Annotated in this window: 14 protein-coding genes and 1 pseudogene; all 15 read right to left on the bottom strand. The window is 42.8% G+C overall.

Features of this window, described 5'->3' with window-relative positions; all coding sequences use genetic code 11:
• Positions 1-125: 125 nt before the first annotated feature.
• The 15 genes and pseudogenes from FLB61_RS10465 to FLB61_RS10395 all read right to left on the bottom strand — a co-directional run bounded on the left by FLB61_RS10465 (position 126) and on the right by FLB61_RS10395 (position 16,439).
• The gene (locus FLB61_RS10465; protein ID WP_221920091.1) at positions 126-1,202 is read right to left on the bottom strand and encodes a M24 family metallopeptidase; all 1,077 of its coding nucleotides are present in this window, start codon (positions 1,200-1,202) and stop codon (positions 126-128) included.
• Between the two features lie 22 nt (positions 1,203-1,224).
• The gene (locus FLB61_RS10460) at positions 1,225-2,601 is read right to left on the bottom strand and encodes a peptide MFS transporter (RefSeq protein WP_221920090.1); all 1,377 of its coding nucleotides are present in this window, start codon (positions 2,599-2,601) and stop codon (positions 1,225-1,227) included.
• Between the two features lie 179 nt (positions 2,602-2,780).
• Positions 2,781-3,494, bottom strand: coding sequence for an HAD family hydrolase (locus FLB61_RS10455; protein WP_087202489.1), 714 nt, complete (start codon positions 3,492-3,494; stop codon positions 2,781-2,783).
• A 16-nt stretch (positions 3,495-3,510) separates the two neighbouring features.
• The gene (locus FLB61_RS10450; protein WP_087212196.1) at positions 3,511-4,593 is read right to left on the bottom strand and encodes a DUF3878 family protein; all 1,083 of its coding nucleotides are present in this window, start codon (positions 4,591-4,593) and stop codon (positions 3,511-3,513) included.
• Positions 4,565-5,479 carry a DNA/RNA non-specific endonuclease gene (locus tag FLB61_RS10445; protein ID WP_221920089.1) on the bottom strand — a complete coding sequence of 305 codons (915 nt, stop codon included), beginning with the start codon at positions 5,477-5,479 and terminating at the stop codon, positions 4,565-4,567. Before FLB61_RS10445 ends, FLB61_RS10450 begins: the two co-directional genes overlap by 29 nt.
• A gap of 1 nt (position 5,480) precedes the next feature.
• Complete coding sequence (locus FLB61_RS10440) at positions 5,481-5,900, bottom strand: hypothetical protein (RefSeq protein ID WP_087212199.1); 420 nt, start codon at positions 5,898-5,900, stop codon at positions 5,481-5,483.
• Between the two features lie 17 nt (positions 5,901-5,917).
• Positions 5,918-6,925 carry a sensor histidine kinase gene (locus tag FLB61_RS10435; RefSeq protein ID WP_221920088.1) on the bottom strand — a complete coding sequence of 336 codons (1,008 nt, stop codon included), beginning with the start codon at positions 6,923-6,925 and terminating at the stop codon, positions 5,918-5,920.
• Between the two features lie 3 nt (positions 6,926-6,928).
• The gene (locus FLB61_RS10430; RefSeq protein ID WP_087202502.1) at positions 6,929-7,603 is read right to left on the bottom strand and encodes a response regulator transcription factor; all 675 of its coding nucleotides are present in this window, start codon (positions 7,601-7,603) and stop codon (positions 6,929-6,931) included.
• A 91-nt stretch (positions 7,604-7,694) separates the two neighbouring features.
• Complete coding sequence (gene carB / locus FLB61_RS10425) at positions 7,695-10,895, bottom strand: carbamoyl-phosphate synthase large subunit (protein ID WP_087202504.1); 3,201 nt, start codon at positions 10,893-10,895, stop codon at positions 7,695-7,697.
• Positions 10,895-11,965, bottom strand: coding sequence for a carbamoyl phosphate synthase small subunit (locus FLB61_RS10420; protein WP_087202507.1), 1,071 nt, complete (start codon positions 11,963-11,965; stop codon positions 10,895-10,897). Before FLB61_RS10420 ends, carB begins: the two co-directional genes overlap by 1 nt.
• Positions 11,966-12,114: 149 nt before the next feature.
• Positions 12,115-13,326, bottom strand: a complete 1,212-nt coding sequence (locus tag FLB61_RS10415; protein ID WP_087202509.1) for a transglutaminase domain-containing protein — start codon at positions 13,324-13,326, stop codon at positions 12,115-12,117.
• 77 nt (positions 13,327-13,403) lie between these two features.
• Positions 13,404-13,997 (bottom strand): annotated as a pseudogene (locus tag FLB61_RS10410) (peptidoglycan-binding domain-containing protein); the annotation flags it as partial.
• Entirely contained in the window at positions 13,969-15,675 is a 1,707-nt protein-coding gene (locus tag FLB61_RS10405) for a recombinase family protein (protein ID WP_221920087.1), read from the bottom strand. The pseudogene FLB61_RS10410 and the gene FLB61_RS10405, both read right to left, overlap by 29 nt.
• Before the next feature lie 56 nt (positions 15,676-15,731).
• Positions 15,732-16,028 (bottom strand): hypothetical protein, encoded by a 297-nt coding sequence (locus tag FLB61_RS10400; protein ID WP_087152504.1) that lies wholly within the window; start codon positions 16,026-16,028, stop codon positions 15,732-15,734.
• A gap of 102 nt (positions 16,029-16,130) precedes the next feature.
• Entirely contained in the window at positions 16,131-16,439 is a 309-nt protein-coding gene (locus tag FLB61_RS10395) for a hypothetical protein (protein ID WP_087212215.1), read from the bottom strand.
• Between the last annotated feature and the right edge of the window lie 855 nt (positions 16,440-17,294).

Here is a 17,294-nt window from a genome sequence, read left to right as displayed (position 1 = left end):
AATCCAGGCGGAAACCTTACAATTTTGAAAGATATATGAAAAAACATTGGGCAAAGCTTCATAAATCCTGCTTTGCCCAATGCGATCGACAGACGTTTTTCTCACAAAGTCTGTCCATGCTCTATTTATTTTAAAATCATCAATTCTTTTGGGAAGTGTGTAAGAATCTCTGTTCCTGTCTCAGTGATCAGAACGGTATCTTCGATCCTGACTCCTCCCCATCCTGGAATATAAATCCCCGGTTCCATCGTAATGACACATCCCGGCTCCATGATACGTGTGCCGTAATTGCCAAGAAATGGTTCTTCGTGCAGGTCAAGCCCTACACCATGGCCAATACCTGCGTAGTAATATTCTTCGTACTCTTTTACTGTTTTTCTGATCTCTTCATCCGGTTTTGTCGCATGAACCCCAGGCCCCATGAAACGCAGTCCTGTCTCCTGCCCTTCTTTTACAAGATCGTAGATCTGTCTTTGTTTCTCAGAAGGCTGTCCTACTACAAATGTACGGGTTGTATCGGAGATATAACCGTTGTATTTTGCTCCGTAATCTACCAGAACAAAATCTCCTTCTTCCACTTTCTTATCATCTGGTTTTCCATGGAGCATGGATGTCTTTGCTCCGGAAATCAGGATTGTCTCAAAACCGATATCCTGAGCCCCATGCATTTTCATGCTGAACTCAAGGCGAGCGCACAATTCTCTTTCAGACACACCTGGCTTGATATAAGGTACAAGTTCTTCCAATGCTTTATCTGCAATCTGACAAGCGATTCTTGTGTTTTCAACTTCTTCTTGTGATTTTGTATAACGCAATGCTTCTACTATATCACAGGTTGGGATCAGCTCGATTTGTTCTTCTCCCAGCTTTTTCTGGATCGACTCATATTTGTCATATGTAGTAAAGCATTCCTCAAATCCCAGTTTGCGGATACCTGCCTTTTTGCAAATGTTGCGAAGAGCTTCCGGGATACTTCGGTTAAAATTATGCCAGTTCACAATTTCAAAATCCGGGCAGGCTTTTTCTGCCATCTCTGTGAAACGAGTGTCTGTGATAAGATATCTTCCCTCCGGAGAAATGACAAGATATGCCAGTTCATCCGGATATCCGCTCATGTATTTTACATTTGCTTCCTTTGTAATATAAATACCATCAAGATCTTTTTTTTCGATGATTTCCAATAATCTATCTACTTTACTCATATTCATTTCCTCCATTCTCTCTTTATCGTTGATTTCCGGCCATTCGATCAAGCGTTTTGTTTAACGCAAACAAAAGGAAACCGATCACAAGAAGACATACCGGAATAATAATAAATACCTGAAGCATACCCAGTTGTTCGATAATCATTTCCACATATCCGGAAAGTTTGTTTGCGACGAACATACTTGCAAACCATACCCCCATCAAAAGAGAAGAGTATTTCGCCGGAGCCAGTTTATTTACCATTCCATATCCAACCGGAGCAAAACACATCTCTCCAATACTCTGGAAAGTAATAAAAGCAATGACAAACAATACACTCGCCTTTGCTCCCTCTCCTGGTACTTCCCCTGTCTTCATTACTGACACGATCATAAAGAGGAACGCTGCTGCCAGGAATACAAATCCCAGACTCATTTTTTGAGATATATTCAAATCTCCGTGTTTTGTTTTTGACAATTTCAGCCAGATGGCAGCCATAATCGGTCCGAGGATCACACAAAGCAATCCGTTGTAAGAGTCGATCCATGCTGTCGGGATCTGGAAACTTCCGATCTTAAGATCAATAAATTCCTGCATGTACAGGGCAATGGACATCGATGCCTGATTGTAGGCAATCCAGAAGAAAATAGTGAAAAATGCCAAGATCAAAATGACCCACATTCTTCTCTTTTCCGCACTTGTAAGAGGAATTTTTGCCATCTCTTTTTTCTCTTTGAGATTTTCTTTTGCCGTTGCAGATAAAGAGAAATTTTTCAGAAAGAACTTCTGTCCGATAGCAAAGAACGCTGCGCCTGCCCAGATTACAAGTGCCGCAACAAGAAATACCATACGGTATCCGTACATCACGATCTCGCCGCCTTCTTTTTGTGCAAACCACTGATTTGCAACAAGTCCACACAAAAATGGCCCGAGCAGCACACCGATATTCGTAAATGTATATGCCATAGAAAACGCTCCGTCTTTTCTAGGATCGTCATCCTCAAAAAGACTTCCGATCAATGTCTGGGAAGTACTTTTGTACAGTCCGCTTCCCACAACACAAAGCGCGATTGTCATCTGAATCGCTGTTTTACTGTGCGCGGAAAATGCAAGATAATAGCCGCATCCTGAAACGATCATTCCGAGAATCACACAGAGTTTCGGCCCAAGGAAACGATCGCTTATCCACCCTCCTACAATCGGGGATAGATAAGAAAATGCCATAAGAGAAGCAAGAAGAGAAGTAGCCTCCGCATTGCTAAGTCCAAGTCCCCCTTTTGATACGGATTCTGCTATAAAAAGCAGCAGTACAAGCTTCATCCCATAATAGGAGAAATTGGTAAATGATAACACTGAGCCGCAAAAATACAATGCCTTTGGATATTTTTTGGCGGCAGATGCTGTTGAATGTTCCATTGTTTTGCTCCTTTCAATCTGCCAGAATTTCTTCTGAACTGCATTTATTTGTCTGGGCCCATTCACAGAAAACACAAATTTCTTCTGTTTTCATGCAGTTTTTTAGTACATATGTACATAATAAGATATTGTCTGTGATTTCACAAGCGCAAAATTCTTATGGCATCCTTCAGTTATCCTTATAGTTCTTCCACAAATTTTAAAAGTTCTTCCATTGTCCCCTGATAATCTGTTTCGATCGCAAGATTCATCGGGTTTTCCATCGTGTCCGTCACAAGATAAGTCTGAACTCCCAGTTCTCTTACTACAAGATCTTCACCCACATCATTCCCAACCATGAGGCATTCTTCCGGATTCAGCTCATATCGATCCAACAGCTCTTTAAAGTACCGGACATCCGGTTTACAGTACCTGTTGTCTTCATAGGTCGTAATCGCTTCAAAATCCTCTTTTTGGAGTCCAGCCCATCGGATCCGATTGAAAGTGGCACACTGCGGAAACACCGGATTTGTCGCCAGGTATACAGAATATCCTTTTTTCTTTGCAGACTTCACAACCTTGTCCGCAATCTCAGTCGGCATCGTTGCTTTCATCGCCTCATTGAAACCATTCCCGTAAAAATCCAGCGCAATCTCCTCTGCTTCTTTCACTGAAATCGGAAGAGCGTCTTCCATATGGCTCCAAAATGCTTCCCTGTTGGTCCTGCTTCCGTCATTTTTTACCATTGCCTTATAGCCCTGCCAGACTTTCCCGATAAACTCTTTTGGGTCCAGTTGTATCCCCCGTGCAATATACGCTTTTGCCAGAAGAGGCATATAAAATGATACAAATTGTTCCTGATTCATCGGAAGCAGCGTTCCGTCCAGATCGAATAAAATATGTTTGACGCTCATCGTCATTTCCTCCTGTCTATTTCCATTTTTCTAAAAGGGCATCCAAATGCTCTTCCAAATCTTTTACAATATATCCATTTCTTCCCTTTCCTTTAAAAAAGCCACCGTTTCTCCATTCTCCAAAACTGTCCGGCAAAGCTCTGTATTCTGACACCATAAGCTGTATCCGGTATTGGAATTCTTCCCACTCCATCAATGTAAACGGGTGTTCTTCGGCAGCATGGATCCAGACTGTTCCTTTTTGATAATCCGGATAAACACCGGAAAATCCTTTGGCCTTCAGCCTTTCTTCCAGTCTCTCCCTCTCTTTTTTCATCTTTTCGCAGTATGATGCATCGTACTCGCGATCCGGATATGTACCGGAAGCTTCCGCGGTCTTTTCCCATATCACACGATAAAGCCTCTCTCCGGATGGCTTTTCCATCTTTTTGATGATCTGCCTCTTCAGAAATGCAGAGGGCCATCTTTGGTATTGTCTCACAAGTTTTGCGAAACCTGGATCCTTTGCCTCTATGGCCAGCTCTTCCATCCGCATCGCTCCTTGCATTGTATCCGGATAGTCTTGATCAAGGGATTCCCGAATGGGAGAAAAATATCGAAAGGGTGCGAATTCCATCAGAGAAATCAGGCTGAGTTCCTGCTCATTGCACACTTCCTTTCCAATATAACGGTATTTGTCGTAGACTGTTCCGATCATGTATACAAGCTGTCTCCATTGTTCCTGTCCCTTGACCCAGAAGTGTCCGATCCTATGGTATTGATAACAGTGCTGTACTTTTTCGATCGCCCGAAACCAGATGGTAAATACATTTTCGATACCCTGGCGGACAACCATACAGTACTCCTCTTTTTCTTGCCTTACGGCAGCTTCCGTTTTCCCGGACATCTCTGGAAGATACCGGCCAGTCATCCTACAGTCTTTCAATACAAGGTAACATTCAATGGCATCGTTCATCATATAAGGAATCAATATCTCATCCTCATTTTCATACATCTCAAATACTTGCTGGCGGAAGATTTCTTCCAGCATTCCAAACTCTTCTTTTCCCATCGCTGTTATGGTCTGTCTCCTATCGTTTTGCTTTCCGGTAGCCGGCATCTTTTGCTTCCGCTTCAGAATGGAAGATTTTCAAATATTTGGAGTCTGCCATCTCCTCGTAAGCTGCCTGTCCAGGACAGTGATATATCTTCGATCGGGTATTACCCCGGATTTCCATGCTCTCTTTCCTGGTGTCCGCCTTTTCTTCCCGGCTTTCCCCGGTGGCATAGTCGATTTCGATATTGGGCTGTACGTTGTATACAAAAACATGAAAAGAAATCGATTCCCCTTGATCTTCTACCGAACGCGCCTCCATCTCCACTCCTTTTGCCACCAGATTTTCTCCTTCAAAAATTGGCGTGACACGGTACATGACATGGTTTCCTGTCTCTTTCACATAGTCGGCCACCATATTCTCGAAAGGGAGCATTCCCTCCACATTCATATATCGGGTTCCCGTGATGAGATTCTTCTCATTGGCATTTTCCGCAGTCAGCTGATATCCCAGAAGATGGCAGCGATTATAGAGATATTTCCCGTCCACATTGTCATACTTGACAGTATGCCATCCGCTTGGCTTTACCTGGCCGATTCCCTCTCTTTTTTGTGTCGGCATGATATCTTTCCCCACACTGGCTGTTGCCTGACCGCAGCGTCCCAGAGAGTCCAGCTCGCTGTAGGATTCAAAAGATTGATCTGTAATCTCCTCCTCTGTGAATCCCGGCTCATTTTCATCTATGACAATGTAAGGATCTCCCTTATACTGCGGGACTTCCTCTGCGGAGTCCGGAGTCACGTTTTTGTCTGTCTCCTGCAGTTCTTCATAAACTTGACTTTTCCATTCCTGGTTTCCCTGCCCTGTTTCTGCAGCAGCACATCCTCCTGCAAAAATAATGCATATGCTGATCATAAGACAGAGAAACGGTCTGCCCCATCGTTTTTTCATGTCAATCTCCCCTTGTATTTATATATGTAATCTCTGTGATCTTTTCGTGCGAATACCCAGGATATTCATTCCGGGCAATCTCTTTCCATTCTGTCAGAGGAATGTCCAGATAAAAATCTGCCGGATATCTCCGATTCCAGTAACATACGATCAGAGATTCCATTTCTGATTCGTACTTTCGGAGACTGCGGTTCTCTACAAAACAGTACTCTCCGTCCCCCGCCTTTTCAAGAAACGCAGAATCCGTCCGAAAATTATCACATGCCATGTCGGAAAACAAACTTTTCGAATACGGATCCATCCATAACACCGTTTCCCCCGAAAGTTCGATAATACGATTTACCACTATTCGGTCTCTGCTGAGCCTTCTTTTGTGAAACATCATACCAAGGCGGTCATCTGCACATACGATTATCTTCATCTGCATCCCTCCTGATTTTACTCTACCTCCAGCGGCTCTCTGTTCAGATCCAAAAATACCTTTGTTCCTTTCCCAACTTCCGATTCGATCCGTATCTGATGATTCAGCTTATCCAGGATCGACCGGCAAAGGTAAAGTCCCAGTCCCGTTGACTTTTTATCTCTGCGCCCGTTGTAGCCGGTAAATCCCTTTTCCATGATCCTGGGCAGATCTTCAGGGGCGATTCCTATACCGCTGTCCTCGATCACAAGGATTCCTTTTTCTTTCATATAAATCGAGATACTCCCCTCCTTTGTATACTTGAGCGCGTTGGACAAAAGCTGCTCCAAAACAAAGAGAAGCCATTTTTCATCTGTGACCACACTTTGTTTTATTTCTTCCATCCGAATGCCGATTTTCTGCAGGATAAAAAGTCGGGAGTACTTCTTGACTGCCTGTCTTACTATACTGCCCACATCGTACTCCTGAAGAATCATATCTTTGGAAATATCTCCGATTTTCAGGTAGGAAAGGGCCATCTCCACATATTGCTCTATCTTGAACAGTTCCATGGACAGGGCATCGTAATGTTCTTTTTCTTCTTCCGTGCGGATTGTCTGTTTTCGGGACTGAAGCAGAAGGCGCATTGCCGCGATGGGCGTCTTGATCTGATGCGCCCAAAGGCCGTAGTAGTCCATCATTTCTTTCATCGTAATGTCATGGTCTTCCAGTAGATGAAACATATCATCCTGCATTTTTTCGATCATTTCTCGATACCACGCTTCCAGCGCACCGGGATTTGAGTAAAACATCCCTTTGTGCCATGTTTTTTGATCACACAGTCTCTCCAGTTCTTTCCAGCTGGAAATATATCGAAAAAAATCAAGAAGAAGGAGGATTGCCACAAATGTACCGGCAAAAGCCGACACATACGAAAGCGCACTCATCGGAATCCGGTATAGATAGCCTATCCCGAACAATGAGCCGCAGCAGATAATCAGAATGGAAAAGACGAGTCTCCTGTCTTGAAAATAACCTTTCAGCATAGTTTATTCCTCCATCATATATCCGATCCCTTTTTTTGTGACAATCCCATCTTTCCATCCCGCTTTATCAAGCTTTTTCCGAAGTCTCGTCATGTTGACGGTCAGAGTATTGTCATCGATAAAACTGTCGTCTTCCCACAACCTGGAAATGATATCTTCTCTGGATACGATCTTTCCCGCATGTTCCATCAGACACTGGAGGATCCTATATTCATTTTTTGTCAGATCGATCTTCTCTTCTTTGTAAAGCACGCTTGCATCCCCAAGATTTAAAATGAGGCCCTTGTGTTCCATGATACTTACATTTCCCTGGAATGAATAACTTCTTCGGAGAATGGCTTGTATCTTTGCAGTAAGAACATTTAAGTCAAACGGCTTTTCGATAAAGTCATCTCCTCCCATATTCATAGCCATCACAATATTCATGTTGTCGGATGCAGAAGATAAAAAGACGATCGGGACTTTAGAAAATTCCCGTATCTTGCTGCACCAGTGAAATCCATTATAAAATGGAAGCATGATATCCAGAAGAATCAGCTCGGGAGAAAACTCCGCCGTTTCTTCCGCAATATTTTTAAAATTTTCTGCACATCTGACAGTATATCCCCATTTTTCAAGATGTTCGGCCAGTGTTTTTGCAATGGTCTCGTCGTCTTCGATGATCAGTATTTTGTACATATCCGCCCTTCCTTTCATCCTGTCCAAAGTACCACAGAGACCCCTTTCGGAACTTTTCCGGAAGAGGTCTCTGCCTTGCCGTTTTGCGGCTTTATTCTACTTTTGCGATGTCGATCAGTGTCAGTTCTTTGATATCTGTATTTTCCAGGCTTGTCACAAGTGCCCGCGCCGTATCCATGGCTGTAAGCACATTGACTCCGGTCTCAATGGCACTTCTGCGGATCAGGAAGCCGTCTTTTGCATGGTCTGCTCCCTGCGGAGGTGTATCAATGACTAGATCGATCTCATGCCCCAGGATCAGGTCCATCAAGTTCGGGGATTCCTGCTCAATCTTGTTGACCGCAATGGCTTTGACACCATTTTCTTTCAGAGCAGCAGCCGTCCCTTCTGTTGCAAAAATGCGGTATCCGAGAGCTTCAAATCTTCGTCCGATTTCCACTGCCTCTTCTTTGTCTGCATCCCTTACTGTCATGATCATATTTTTATATTTCGGAAGGCGAATTCCTGCGCCGAGGAATGCTTTGTAAAGTGCTTCGTTGAATGTCTTTGCAATTCCTAAACACTCTCCCGTGGATTTCATCTCCGGCCCAAGGCTGATATCGGCATCCCGGATCTTCTCAAAGGAGAATACCGGCATCTTGATGGCAATGTAGTCTGCCTCTTTCTGAAGCCCAGGTGTATATCCAAGCTCGCGGATCTTATGTCCGATAATAACTTTTGCCGCCAGCGGTACGATCGGGATACCAGTCACTTTACTGATGTACGGCACTGTCCGGCTGGAACGTGGGTTTACTTCGATGACATAGACATCCTCCCCGCATACGATGAACTGAATATTGATCATGCCGATGACATGGAGAGCTTTCGCCAGACGTTTTGTGTACTCTTCGATCTTCCGTTTTGTGACCGCTGAGATACTCTGGGCAGGGTAGACGGAAATACTGTCGCCGGAATGGATGCCCGCTCGCTCGATGTGTTCCATAATACCTGGGATCAAAATATCTTCTCCGTCGCATACCGCATCTACTTCGATTTCTTTTCCAACCAGATACTTGTCTACCAGAATTGGGTGTTCCTGTGTGATACGGTTGATAATTCCGATGAATTCATCGATATCATGGTCATTGATGGCGATTTGCATGCCCTGTCCTCCAAGGACATAGGATGGCCTTACAAGCACCGGATAACCAAGCTCTGCAGCCACCTTTTTTGCTTCTTCTGCAGTGAATACCGTTCCGCCTGACGGCCTAGGGATCCGGCATTTGGAGAGAATTTCATCAAAAAGTTCCCTGTCCTCTGCCGCATCCACATTTTCTGCAGATGTACCAAGGATCGGCACACCCATCTTCATGAGCGCTTCTGTCAGCTTGATCGCCGTCTGTCCGCCAAACTGTACGACTGCTCCATCCGGCTTTTCGATGTCTACGATACTTTCCACATCTTCCGGTGTAAGCGGCTCAAAATAGAGCTTATCCGCAATGTCAAAGTCAGTACTTACCGTCTCCGGGTTATTGTTGATGATGATCGTCTCGTATCCTTCTTTCTCAAACGCCCACGTACAGTGAACAGAGCAAAAGTCAAATTCGATTCCTTGTCCGATTCGGATCGGCCCGGATCCAAGCACAAGGACTTTCTTTCTGTCTCTTGTCTCCTCCACTTCATTTTCGCTTCCAAATACGGAATAGTAATAAGGAGTGGACGCAGCGAATTCTGCTGCACATGTATCTACCATTTTATATGCGGCGACAATCCCATTTTCTTTTCTCATGTCATGGATCTCAGTCTCTGTTTTTCCCGTCAAAGCAGCGATCACATTATCTGGAAATTCAATCCGTTTTGCTTCTTTCAAAAGCTCCGTCGTAAGAGGACCTTCTTTCAGAGCCTTTTCCATCTCTACCAGGATAGCCAGTTTATCAATAAACCAACGATCAATCTTTGTGATGGAATACAATACATCATAGGAAACTCCTCTTCTGAGAGCCTCCGCGATCATCCAGATCCTTCTGTCGTCCATCTCATGCAGTCTTTCCAGAAGTTCCTCATCAGAAAGGTCAGAAAAATCGTAGGACATCAGACTATCCACATGCTGTTCCAGAGAACGGATCGCCTTCATCAAAGCTCCTTCAAAATTGTTGCAGATACTCATGACTTCCCCTGTAGCCTTCATCTGAGTAGTCAGCGTCCTCTTAGCGCTGATAAATTTATCAAACGGAAGACGCGGAATCTTTACAACACAGTAATCGAGCATAGGCTCAAAGCTTGCATATGTCTTTCCTGTAATTGCATTTTTGATCTCATCCAGCGTATACCCAAGAGCAATCTTTGCCGCCACTTTGGCAATCGGATATCCGGTAGCCTTGGAAGCAAGCGCTGACGACCGGCTGACACGTGGATTAACTTCGATCACACAGTATTCAAACGTATCCGGATGAAGGGCATACTGTACATTACATCCTCCTGTGATATTCAATTCACTGATGATATTCAATGCGGATGTACGGAGCATCTGGTATTCTTTATCTCCCAGTGTCTGGGAAGGAGCTACGACAATACTGTCCCCTGTGTGTACTCCTACCGGGTCGATATTTTCCATATTACATACAGTAATACAGTTTCCGTTTCCGTCTCGCATCACTTCGTACTCGATTTCTTTCCATCCTGAAATGCAGCGTTCCACAAGGACCTGACCTACTCGAGATAAACGAAGTCCGTTTTCCAGGATCTCTACCAGTTCTTCCCTGTTATCTGCAATTCCTCCGCCGCTTCCGCCAAGGGTGTAGGCTGGGCGCAGTACAACCGGATAGCCGATCTTCTCAGCGAACGCTACACCATCAGGAACATTTTCCACGACGAGGGAAGCTGCTACCGGTTCCCCGATCTTTTCCATGGTAGCCTTGAATTCCAGACGATCTTCCGCTTTTTTGATCGTCTCCGCGGTCGTACCGATCAGCCGGACATTGTGTTCCTTCAAAAATCCTGCTTCTTCAAGCTCCATTGCAAGATTCAGCCCGGCCTGGCCGCCCAATGTAGGGAGCACGCTGTCCGGTTGTTCTTTTTTGATGAGCTCTTCCACCACTTCAACTGTAAGCGGCTCGATATAGACACGATCGGCGATATCTTTATCCGTCATGATGGTAGCCGGGTTCGAGTTGAGAAGTACGACTTCAATCCCCTCCTCCTTCAGCGAACGACATGCCTGTGTCCCTGCATAGTCAAACTCTGCCGCCTGTCCTATGATGATCGGACCAGATCCGATCACAAGTACTTTTTTGATATCCTGATTTCTTGGCATTATTTCGCACCTCCCATCATTTCTATAAACCGGTCAAAAAGATAGCCCGAATCCTGTGGTCCCGGACATGCTTCCGGATGGAACTGCACGGTAAAAATATTCTTTCCTGTATACTGAAGACCTTCGTTTGTCCCGTCATTGACATTCACAAATGCAGGTACAGCCACACTTTTGTCCAGTGTCTGATCATCTACAACATATCCATGGTTTTGGGAAGAAATGTAAACACGATTCGTCCTGAGATCCTTGACCGGATGATTGCCACCTCTGTGTCCGTACTTCAGTTTGTGTGTCTCCCCGCCGTTTGCCAGAGCCATGAGCTGATGGCCAAGACAGATAGCAAATATCGGGACATCACTTTCATACAGTTTCTTTACTTCAGCGATAATATCCTCACATGTCTTCGGGTCTCCAGGTCCATTTGACAACATGATACCGTCCGGATTGGAGGCAAGAATTTCGGATGCTTTCGTGTGTGCCGGATAGACGGTAACCTCACATCCTCTTTGATTCAAAGACTTTGCAATATTATTTTTGGCGCCGTAATCCATAAGAGCCACTTTGTAGCCCTTTCCAGGAAGAACATACTTTTCACTGCATGTCACTTTGGATACCACATCTCCTACTTCATACGCTTTTAGTTTCGGAAGGATCTCTTCAAGATCAAACGCTTCGTTCGTCGTGATCATCCCATTCATCGTCCCCTTTTCGCGGAGAATCTTCGTGAGAGCTCTCGTATCGACACCTGCGATTCCCGGTATATCCTGCTTCTCAAGAAAATCCTGGATAGTCCCCTCACACCGGAAATTGCTCGGCATACGGGAAAGTTCCCTCACAATATATCCGTCCGGCCACGCCTTTTTTGACTCCATGTCCGGAGTAATACCGTAATTGCCAATCAACGGATAAGTCATCACAACCGCCTGCCCGGCATAAGAAGGATCGGTCAGTACTTCCAGGTAACCTGTCATTGATGTGTTAAAGACGATCTCACTGATCATCTCTCTTTTCGATCCGATACTCGTACCTTCAAATACAGTTCCGTCTTCCAAAATCAGAAATGCTTTCATATCTCCACCTTATCCCTTCGTAATATTTGCACATAGAGAAAGGCGCATAGAGTGTCTTTTCCGATACTCGAGCGCCCTCGTTCTCAAATTGTAAAGATTTTATCACATATAAATTTACTTTGCAACGCTTTTGCCCATTTTTTGATTTTTTATCCATATTGCCAGTAAACTGTGACCTTGTAAAGACGAGGATCTTCCTGGTAAGAATATCTTACACTTGTGAGTCCATAACGCTTTGCCAGGTTTCCGGCCGCTTCTTTGATGTCTTCCCCAACGATCTTTTTTCTTGCTTCCTCATAAGATTTTTTATCCGAAAATTTGAATACCGAGGTAACATTTCCCTCCGCGATGTCCTGGTTCAACTGTCTTTTGATGCGTTCCTGATCATACCTCTGATAATATTTTCCTGCTTTGACGTAATAGTTGGCATCAAGGGATACACAGGCCGGCATCTCCACATTGTCATCCAGACTGTGGGTACGGAACAGTTCTTCATCGCTACAGCAAAGATAATCGTACTGAATTTTCTGTTCTTCGGAAATCTCTGGCATCCCCTCATCCTGCCGGAATACCGGATCTCCCCATGTGGTATCCACATAATAATACTTTCCGTCGCACTGTACGAGATTCCACGCGTGTGGCTGCCCCTCACTCTTACCCGTCACATACGTACAGAAAACACCCAGTTTTTCCAGCAGATACTGAGTCGCTCTTGCATATCCTGCACAGACGGATCTTTTGCCTACAAGCGCACTGTAAATATTCTGGCTATCCTTGACTCCAGTCTCATAATCTACAGAACGAATCAGATATTCGTACACGTATTTGATACGTTCGTATTCACTGTCTTGCTCCGGACGGTAATTTGCGATACAGGCTTCGGCCTCCCTTTGAATCTCTTGTTCCATAGCCTCTTTCTCCTGTCCTTTGTACGTATAAACCGGAGCGAAAAGAGAATATCCGCCCTCGCCATTCTTGTATGATGTAGTCTGAGCCTGGCCGCTGCACCAGAAGATGTCAGGGAAATCATTCAGCACTAGTCCAAAGATCTCATTGACCTTTTTTGCATCTGTCAGCGAGACACGTATCTCCTCTTTTCCGCTCTGGATACCTTCTAATATCTCCTTATAGCAATCCTTCTCTTTTTTATCCAATTTGGAGAAATAATATTTTACTTCAAGCTCTACACCGCGGATTTCCACTGGCACTGACACTTCTTTTTCTTCTAATGACACAGCCATTTCCTCCGAGGCCATCTCTATCTTGCCGCATCCTTCCGCTGCAGACAGGACAACAGCAAGAAGAACGAAAGACGTCATGACGGCTGCTTTCTTTTGAACATTTTTTTCTCTTTTTCTCATGCTGATCTCCGTAAATAGCTCTTCTATTTTATATTATAAAAAATTTTTCTTTTCAGAACAACGTTTTCTTTCCTTTTTTAGACAAGTTCCGCTATCCTTGACACGCCGACATATATTTCAGATATCTTATACCATGTCCGGTAGTCCACGTCTCCTGTTTCCGGAAGACCAAATACTTCCTGAAATTTTTTTACGCTCGCTTCCGTAGCCGGTCCATAAACCCCATCTACTGTGACCTTCGGGATTGCAGGGTAGGCACCGGCAATCACATTCAGCTGTTCCTGCATCTGTCTGACCTTTGACCCGGAAGATCCGATTTCCAGCGTATACCCTGGCCAGGAAGACGGTATTCCAGAGATTTCCTGTGCAGTGTTGATATACATATCACTGCCATAATAGTAGCGCAAAATCTCAATAGCAGAATATCCTTGATCTCCAAGAGATTTGGATCCCCATTGTGTCATCCAATTCGGACAGCTAACCTGCTTTCCGTCACAGTATTGTGTCAGAATCGGCTGTCTGACATTTGGCCTGGAAAGATAAGAACCAAACAGCTCATCAACCACTTCGGAAATGGTGTCGAATACATTTCTCTGCGGAATCCACTTGTGGTCAAATGCCGTAGAAGATGTGATTGTAAAATCATATCCCTGATTTCTGTACCAATTCGTTATTGGTGATTCGGGGTTGCGGTAAAAATTCATCTAGGTTAATTTTAAACCGGATAATCACCTGATTCTCAGTAATATCAATCCGTTCGATTAATTTATTTACTAGTACACGTTTATCGGGTGTATCCGCCTTTAAAAAGACTTCTCGCCATGTTGGAATCTTAGTACGCAGTGTTTCCCAATCGGTAATAGATGCCGAAGTGTTTTGAAGTTCTTTTTCTAATTCAGCTATCTGTGCAGTTTGTTCTTGTTCTTTTCTTTTTTGCTTTTCAATAATATGTACCAATTCTTCAAGAGACAATGGATATTCGCCAGTGATTGCCTGAGGAATCTTATCTTCTAGTACATCAATATTACTTCTTATTTTACTAAGCTCTGCTTTTTCCTGTTGTAATATCTTTTTTTGTTGTTCTTTTTCCTTGTTTTGATTATCCAGAATTTCTTCAAATACGTTTTTGTTTTCTTGCAGCTTACCAATGTATTCTGCAAGAGCCTCAAATACAATCGGTTCGATTTTGCTTGCATGAATCAATTTCATTTTTTCATGAGGAACTCCCTGCCAAACATTCTGACATCTATAAATTGCTTTTCTGGATGTTCTTCGTTCACCAGTTGCTTTAATTGTCCAATAATCATATTTTGTTCCATTTGTCAGCTTACACCCACAATAACCACAATGAGCCACGTCTATCAAAGCAAGCATACCGTCATTACGTGAAATCACAGTCGCATTCTCATTTTTCGCACTCTTCTTATACTTTTCTCCTCGGTCTTTTCTTTTTTTCTGTACCTTTTGCCAGAGTTCCCTGTCTATAATAGTAATTGCATCATTGGGTTTCTCCGCGAGAATCCAGTTTTTACTTTCCAGACGAATATATTTACCATCTATGTGTTCTCGCCTTTTATACGCCGTATAACCGGCATAAATAGGATTTGTTAAAATACTGGTAATTGTTCCACTTTTCCAAACATCATTTGGTGCCATTTTTCTATACTTTTCATCTGAATTTAAGATAGTTGCAATTTTGTATGACCCAAATTCTTTATAAAAAGATAAGTTGTAAATATATTTTACTATATTTGCCTGCTCAGGAACAACTACAAGATGTTTCAATGCTCTTTGATGTTTGCTGTATTCACCAGAAAATTCCAGAGTATATCCATAAGGAGCCTTTCCCCCCATAAATTTGCCTTGCTGAACCAATTTTTGTGCAGTATCTTTTACCCTCATACCAGTATCAGAACTACTCTTTTGTGCCATACCGTAGCGCATAGTCAACATAATAATTCCGTTCACATCATTAATATCTTTTGGTGATAGTAGACCGTCACTTACTGTATACACATCTACTCCTGCTTGTTTCAAAGATAAGATGTAACCTGGTATCTCCAGAACTCTTCTTCCCAATCGGTCATCTTTGTAAGCAGCTAGGATATCATATTCTCCATGCTCTGCATCTTTTAAAGCCTCTTGTAAAACATCTCTGTCTGCTACAGAATTTTTATATCCACTGTTACTTCCTTCAAAATATTCCTTAGAATCCAACTGCCAATCCTGATGTTTTGCAATATACTCCGACACAATTTTTCTTTGAACTCCTAAATCACCATCAGCTTCTAACTGCTGGTCTGAACTTACTCGAAGTAACACTCGTACTCTTTTTATTTTACTTTCCATATTTTAGTTCTCCTTTTGGTAAAAAGGGGTAAAGAATTAATTTTACCCCAAATCAATTATACAATTTTCAGTAACTGTTCATGGAGTAGACTTGACATTAGCTGTTTTATCTCTCCATTAATACTGTCTTTGCATTTTGATTCATTCGGAAATTCTACAATGACCTTAAAACCATTATAATCTGTCTCAAATTTTTTATATTCTGTTTCTTCCATAGGACTCTCCAAACATAATTCGTTTACCATATCTTTATTTGAAGAAGGCTCGTCACATTCCATTATCTGAGACATATTAATTATATAATCTTCTTTAGTCTGAAATAAAGATGAGTCTTTAAGAATTTCTTTCTGCATCGCGCACCTCCATATGAATAATGTTGATGCCTTTAGATTTTGCGAAATAACCGCGCGGAGAAAGACAGTCTGAAATCAGTCCGCTATATCGTATATAACGACTTATTTTTTCAATGGTGTATATGGGAAATGGTTCCAAATACGTAATCCTTCTAAAATTTCAGGTTTTTTCTTTAGTGCCCGTTTAAACATTGTAAACTGACGTCTTAATGGAACAAGCCGTGGATTTATAGCAATCCCCACACTAGTTTCTTCGTCTTCCCATACTCCTCCCCGTATCTCGAGGAAGTAACCGCAATGATGACAACAGAAATTTTCTTTTTTCAATGGTTTATTCTCAAACATTTGTTTCCATATAACATAAGTGTCCTTGTGCCCACATATAGGGCAGATTCTTTTTTCTTTTCTCATAATTCTTTATCCCTTTCCAATTTCATTTTTATTTTTTAGGTTTATAACGAAAATGGTCTGTAATACACAATCCCTCTAAAATCTTACGATTCTTTTTTAGTGTTTTTCTGATTATATTTATTTGCCTTTTCAATACGATTTTTCTTGAATCAAATGTAATTCCTTCAACCATATCTTCGTTTTCACGTTTACGACAGAAAAAACCACATTCATGACACAGAAAAATTTCATTTTCTACGGAGACATTGTCAACTATTCCTTTCCATATGACATAAGTGTCTTCGTGTTTACATACAGGACATATTTCCTTTATGTCTAGCCATATTGATATACCATACCTCCCTATTAAGTCAAGTCTTTTTCCCTTGAAAATTAAGGATTTTTTCGATATATCATCAATAAATATCTCAGAAGAAGGAGCCACAGGAATGGACATTTCTCTGTATCTGGTACGAAAATAGTGGCTTTGGGGTATACGAAATAAAACGTCTTTGTTTTCGTTCTACATGGCCTTGTGTATACCCATCCATCTACGGCAGCGAACCTCCCGTGTCTACCAGGATCATCAGCCCTCAAGAGCCGAGTCCTAACTTCTCTCGTCCCGCCTGTCCATAACCAGGGTGTCAGCTCAGCTCCTAACCAGGATCACATGCCCTATGGTGATTATTCCTGCCGACTACTGGCTCATTCTTTGTATGTTTTATTACTGACTTTCTTCCTTCCTGCAATAGCACTTTTCAGTGGACGTTTTCCTATTACATTCCGATTTTTACACTTCCAGCTACCGTGGCTGGTTTGAATATTCAAGCATTCTTTTCTCAAATACTCACACCAACCACGATATACTGTTTTCTA

The organism is Sellimonas caecigallum (assembly GCF_019754295.1).
Taxonomy (GTDB): Bacteria; Bacillota; Clostridia; order Lachnospirales; family Lachnospiraceae; genus Sellimonas; species Sellimonas caecigallum.
This window is presented reverse-complemented; position numbering and strand designations above follow the sequence as displayed.

Excerpts from the sequence above, each read along its gene's own strand:
- carB (WP_087202504.1), bottom strand. The coding sequence starts at position 10,895 with ATGCCAAGAAATCAGGATATCAAAAAAGTACTTGTGATCGGATCTGGT.
- FLB61_RS10460 (WP_221920090.1), bottom strand. The coding sequence starts at position 2,601 with ATGGAACATTCAACAGCATCTGCCGCCAAAAAATATCCAAAGGCATTG.
- FLB61_RS10415 (WP_087202509.1), bottom strand. The coding sequence starts at position 13,326 with ATGAGAAAAAGAGAAAAAAATGTTCAAAAGAAAGCAGCCGTCATGACG.
- FLB61_RS10455 (WP_087202489.1), bottom strand. The coding sequence starts at position 3,494 with ATGAGCGTCAAACATATTTTATTCGATCTGGACGGAACGCTGCTTCCG.
- FLB61_RS10395 (WP_087212215.1), bottom strand. The coding sequence starts at position 16,439 with ATGAGAAAAGAAAAAAGAATCTGCCCTATATGTGGGCACAAGGACACT.
- FLB61_RS10465 (WP_221920091.1), bottom strand. The coding sequence starts at position 1,202 with ATGAGTAAAGTAGATAGATTATTGGAAATCATCGAAAAAAAAGATCTT.
- FLB61_RS10450 (WP_087212196.1), bottom strand. The coding sequence starts at position 4,593 with ATGCCGGCTACCGGAAAGCAAAACGATAGGAGACAGACCATAACAGCG.
- FLB61_RS10445 (WP_221920089.1), bottom strand. The coding sequence starts at position 5,479 with ATGAAAAAACGATGGGGCAGACCGTTTCTCTGTCTTATGATCAGCATA.
- FLB61_RS10440 (WP_087212199.1), bottom strand. The coding sequence starts at position 5,900 with ATGAAGATAATCGTATGTGCAGATGACCGCCTTGGTATGATGTTTCAC.
- FLB61_RS10435 (WP_221920088.1), bottom strand. The coding sequence starts at position 6,925 with ATGCTGAAAGGTTATTTTCAAGACAGGAGACTCGTCTTTTCCATTCTG.
- FLB61_RS10430 (WP_087202502.1), bottom strand. The coding sequence starts at position 7,603 with ATGTACAAAATACTGATCATCGAAGACGACGAGACCATTGCAAAAACA.
- FLB61_RS10405 (WP_221920087.1), bottom strand. The coding sequence starts at position 15,675 with ATGGAAAGTAAAATAAAAAGAGTACGAGTGTTACTTCGAGTAAGTTCA.
- FLB61_RS10400 (WP_087152504.1), bottom strand. The coding sequence starts at position 16,028 with ATGCAGAAAGAAATTCTTAAAGACTCATCTTTATTTCAGACTAAAGAA.
- FLB61_RS10420 (WP_087202507.1), bottom strand. The coding sequence starts at position 11,965 with ATGAAAGCATTTCTGATTTTGGAAGACGGAACTGTATTTGAAGGTACG.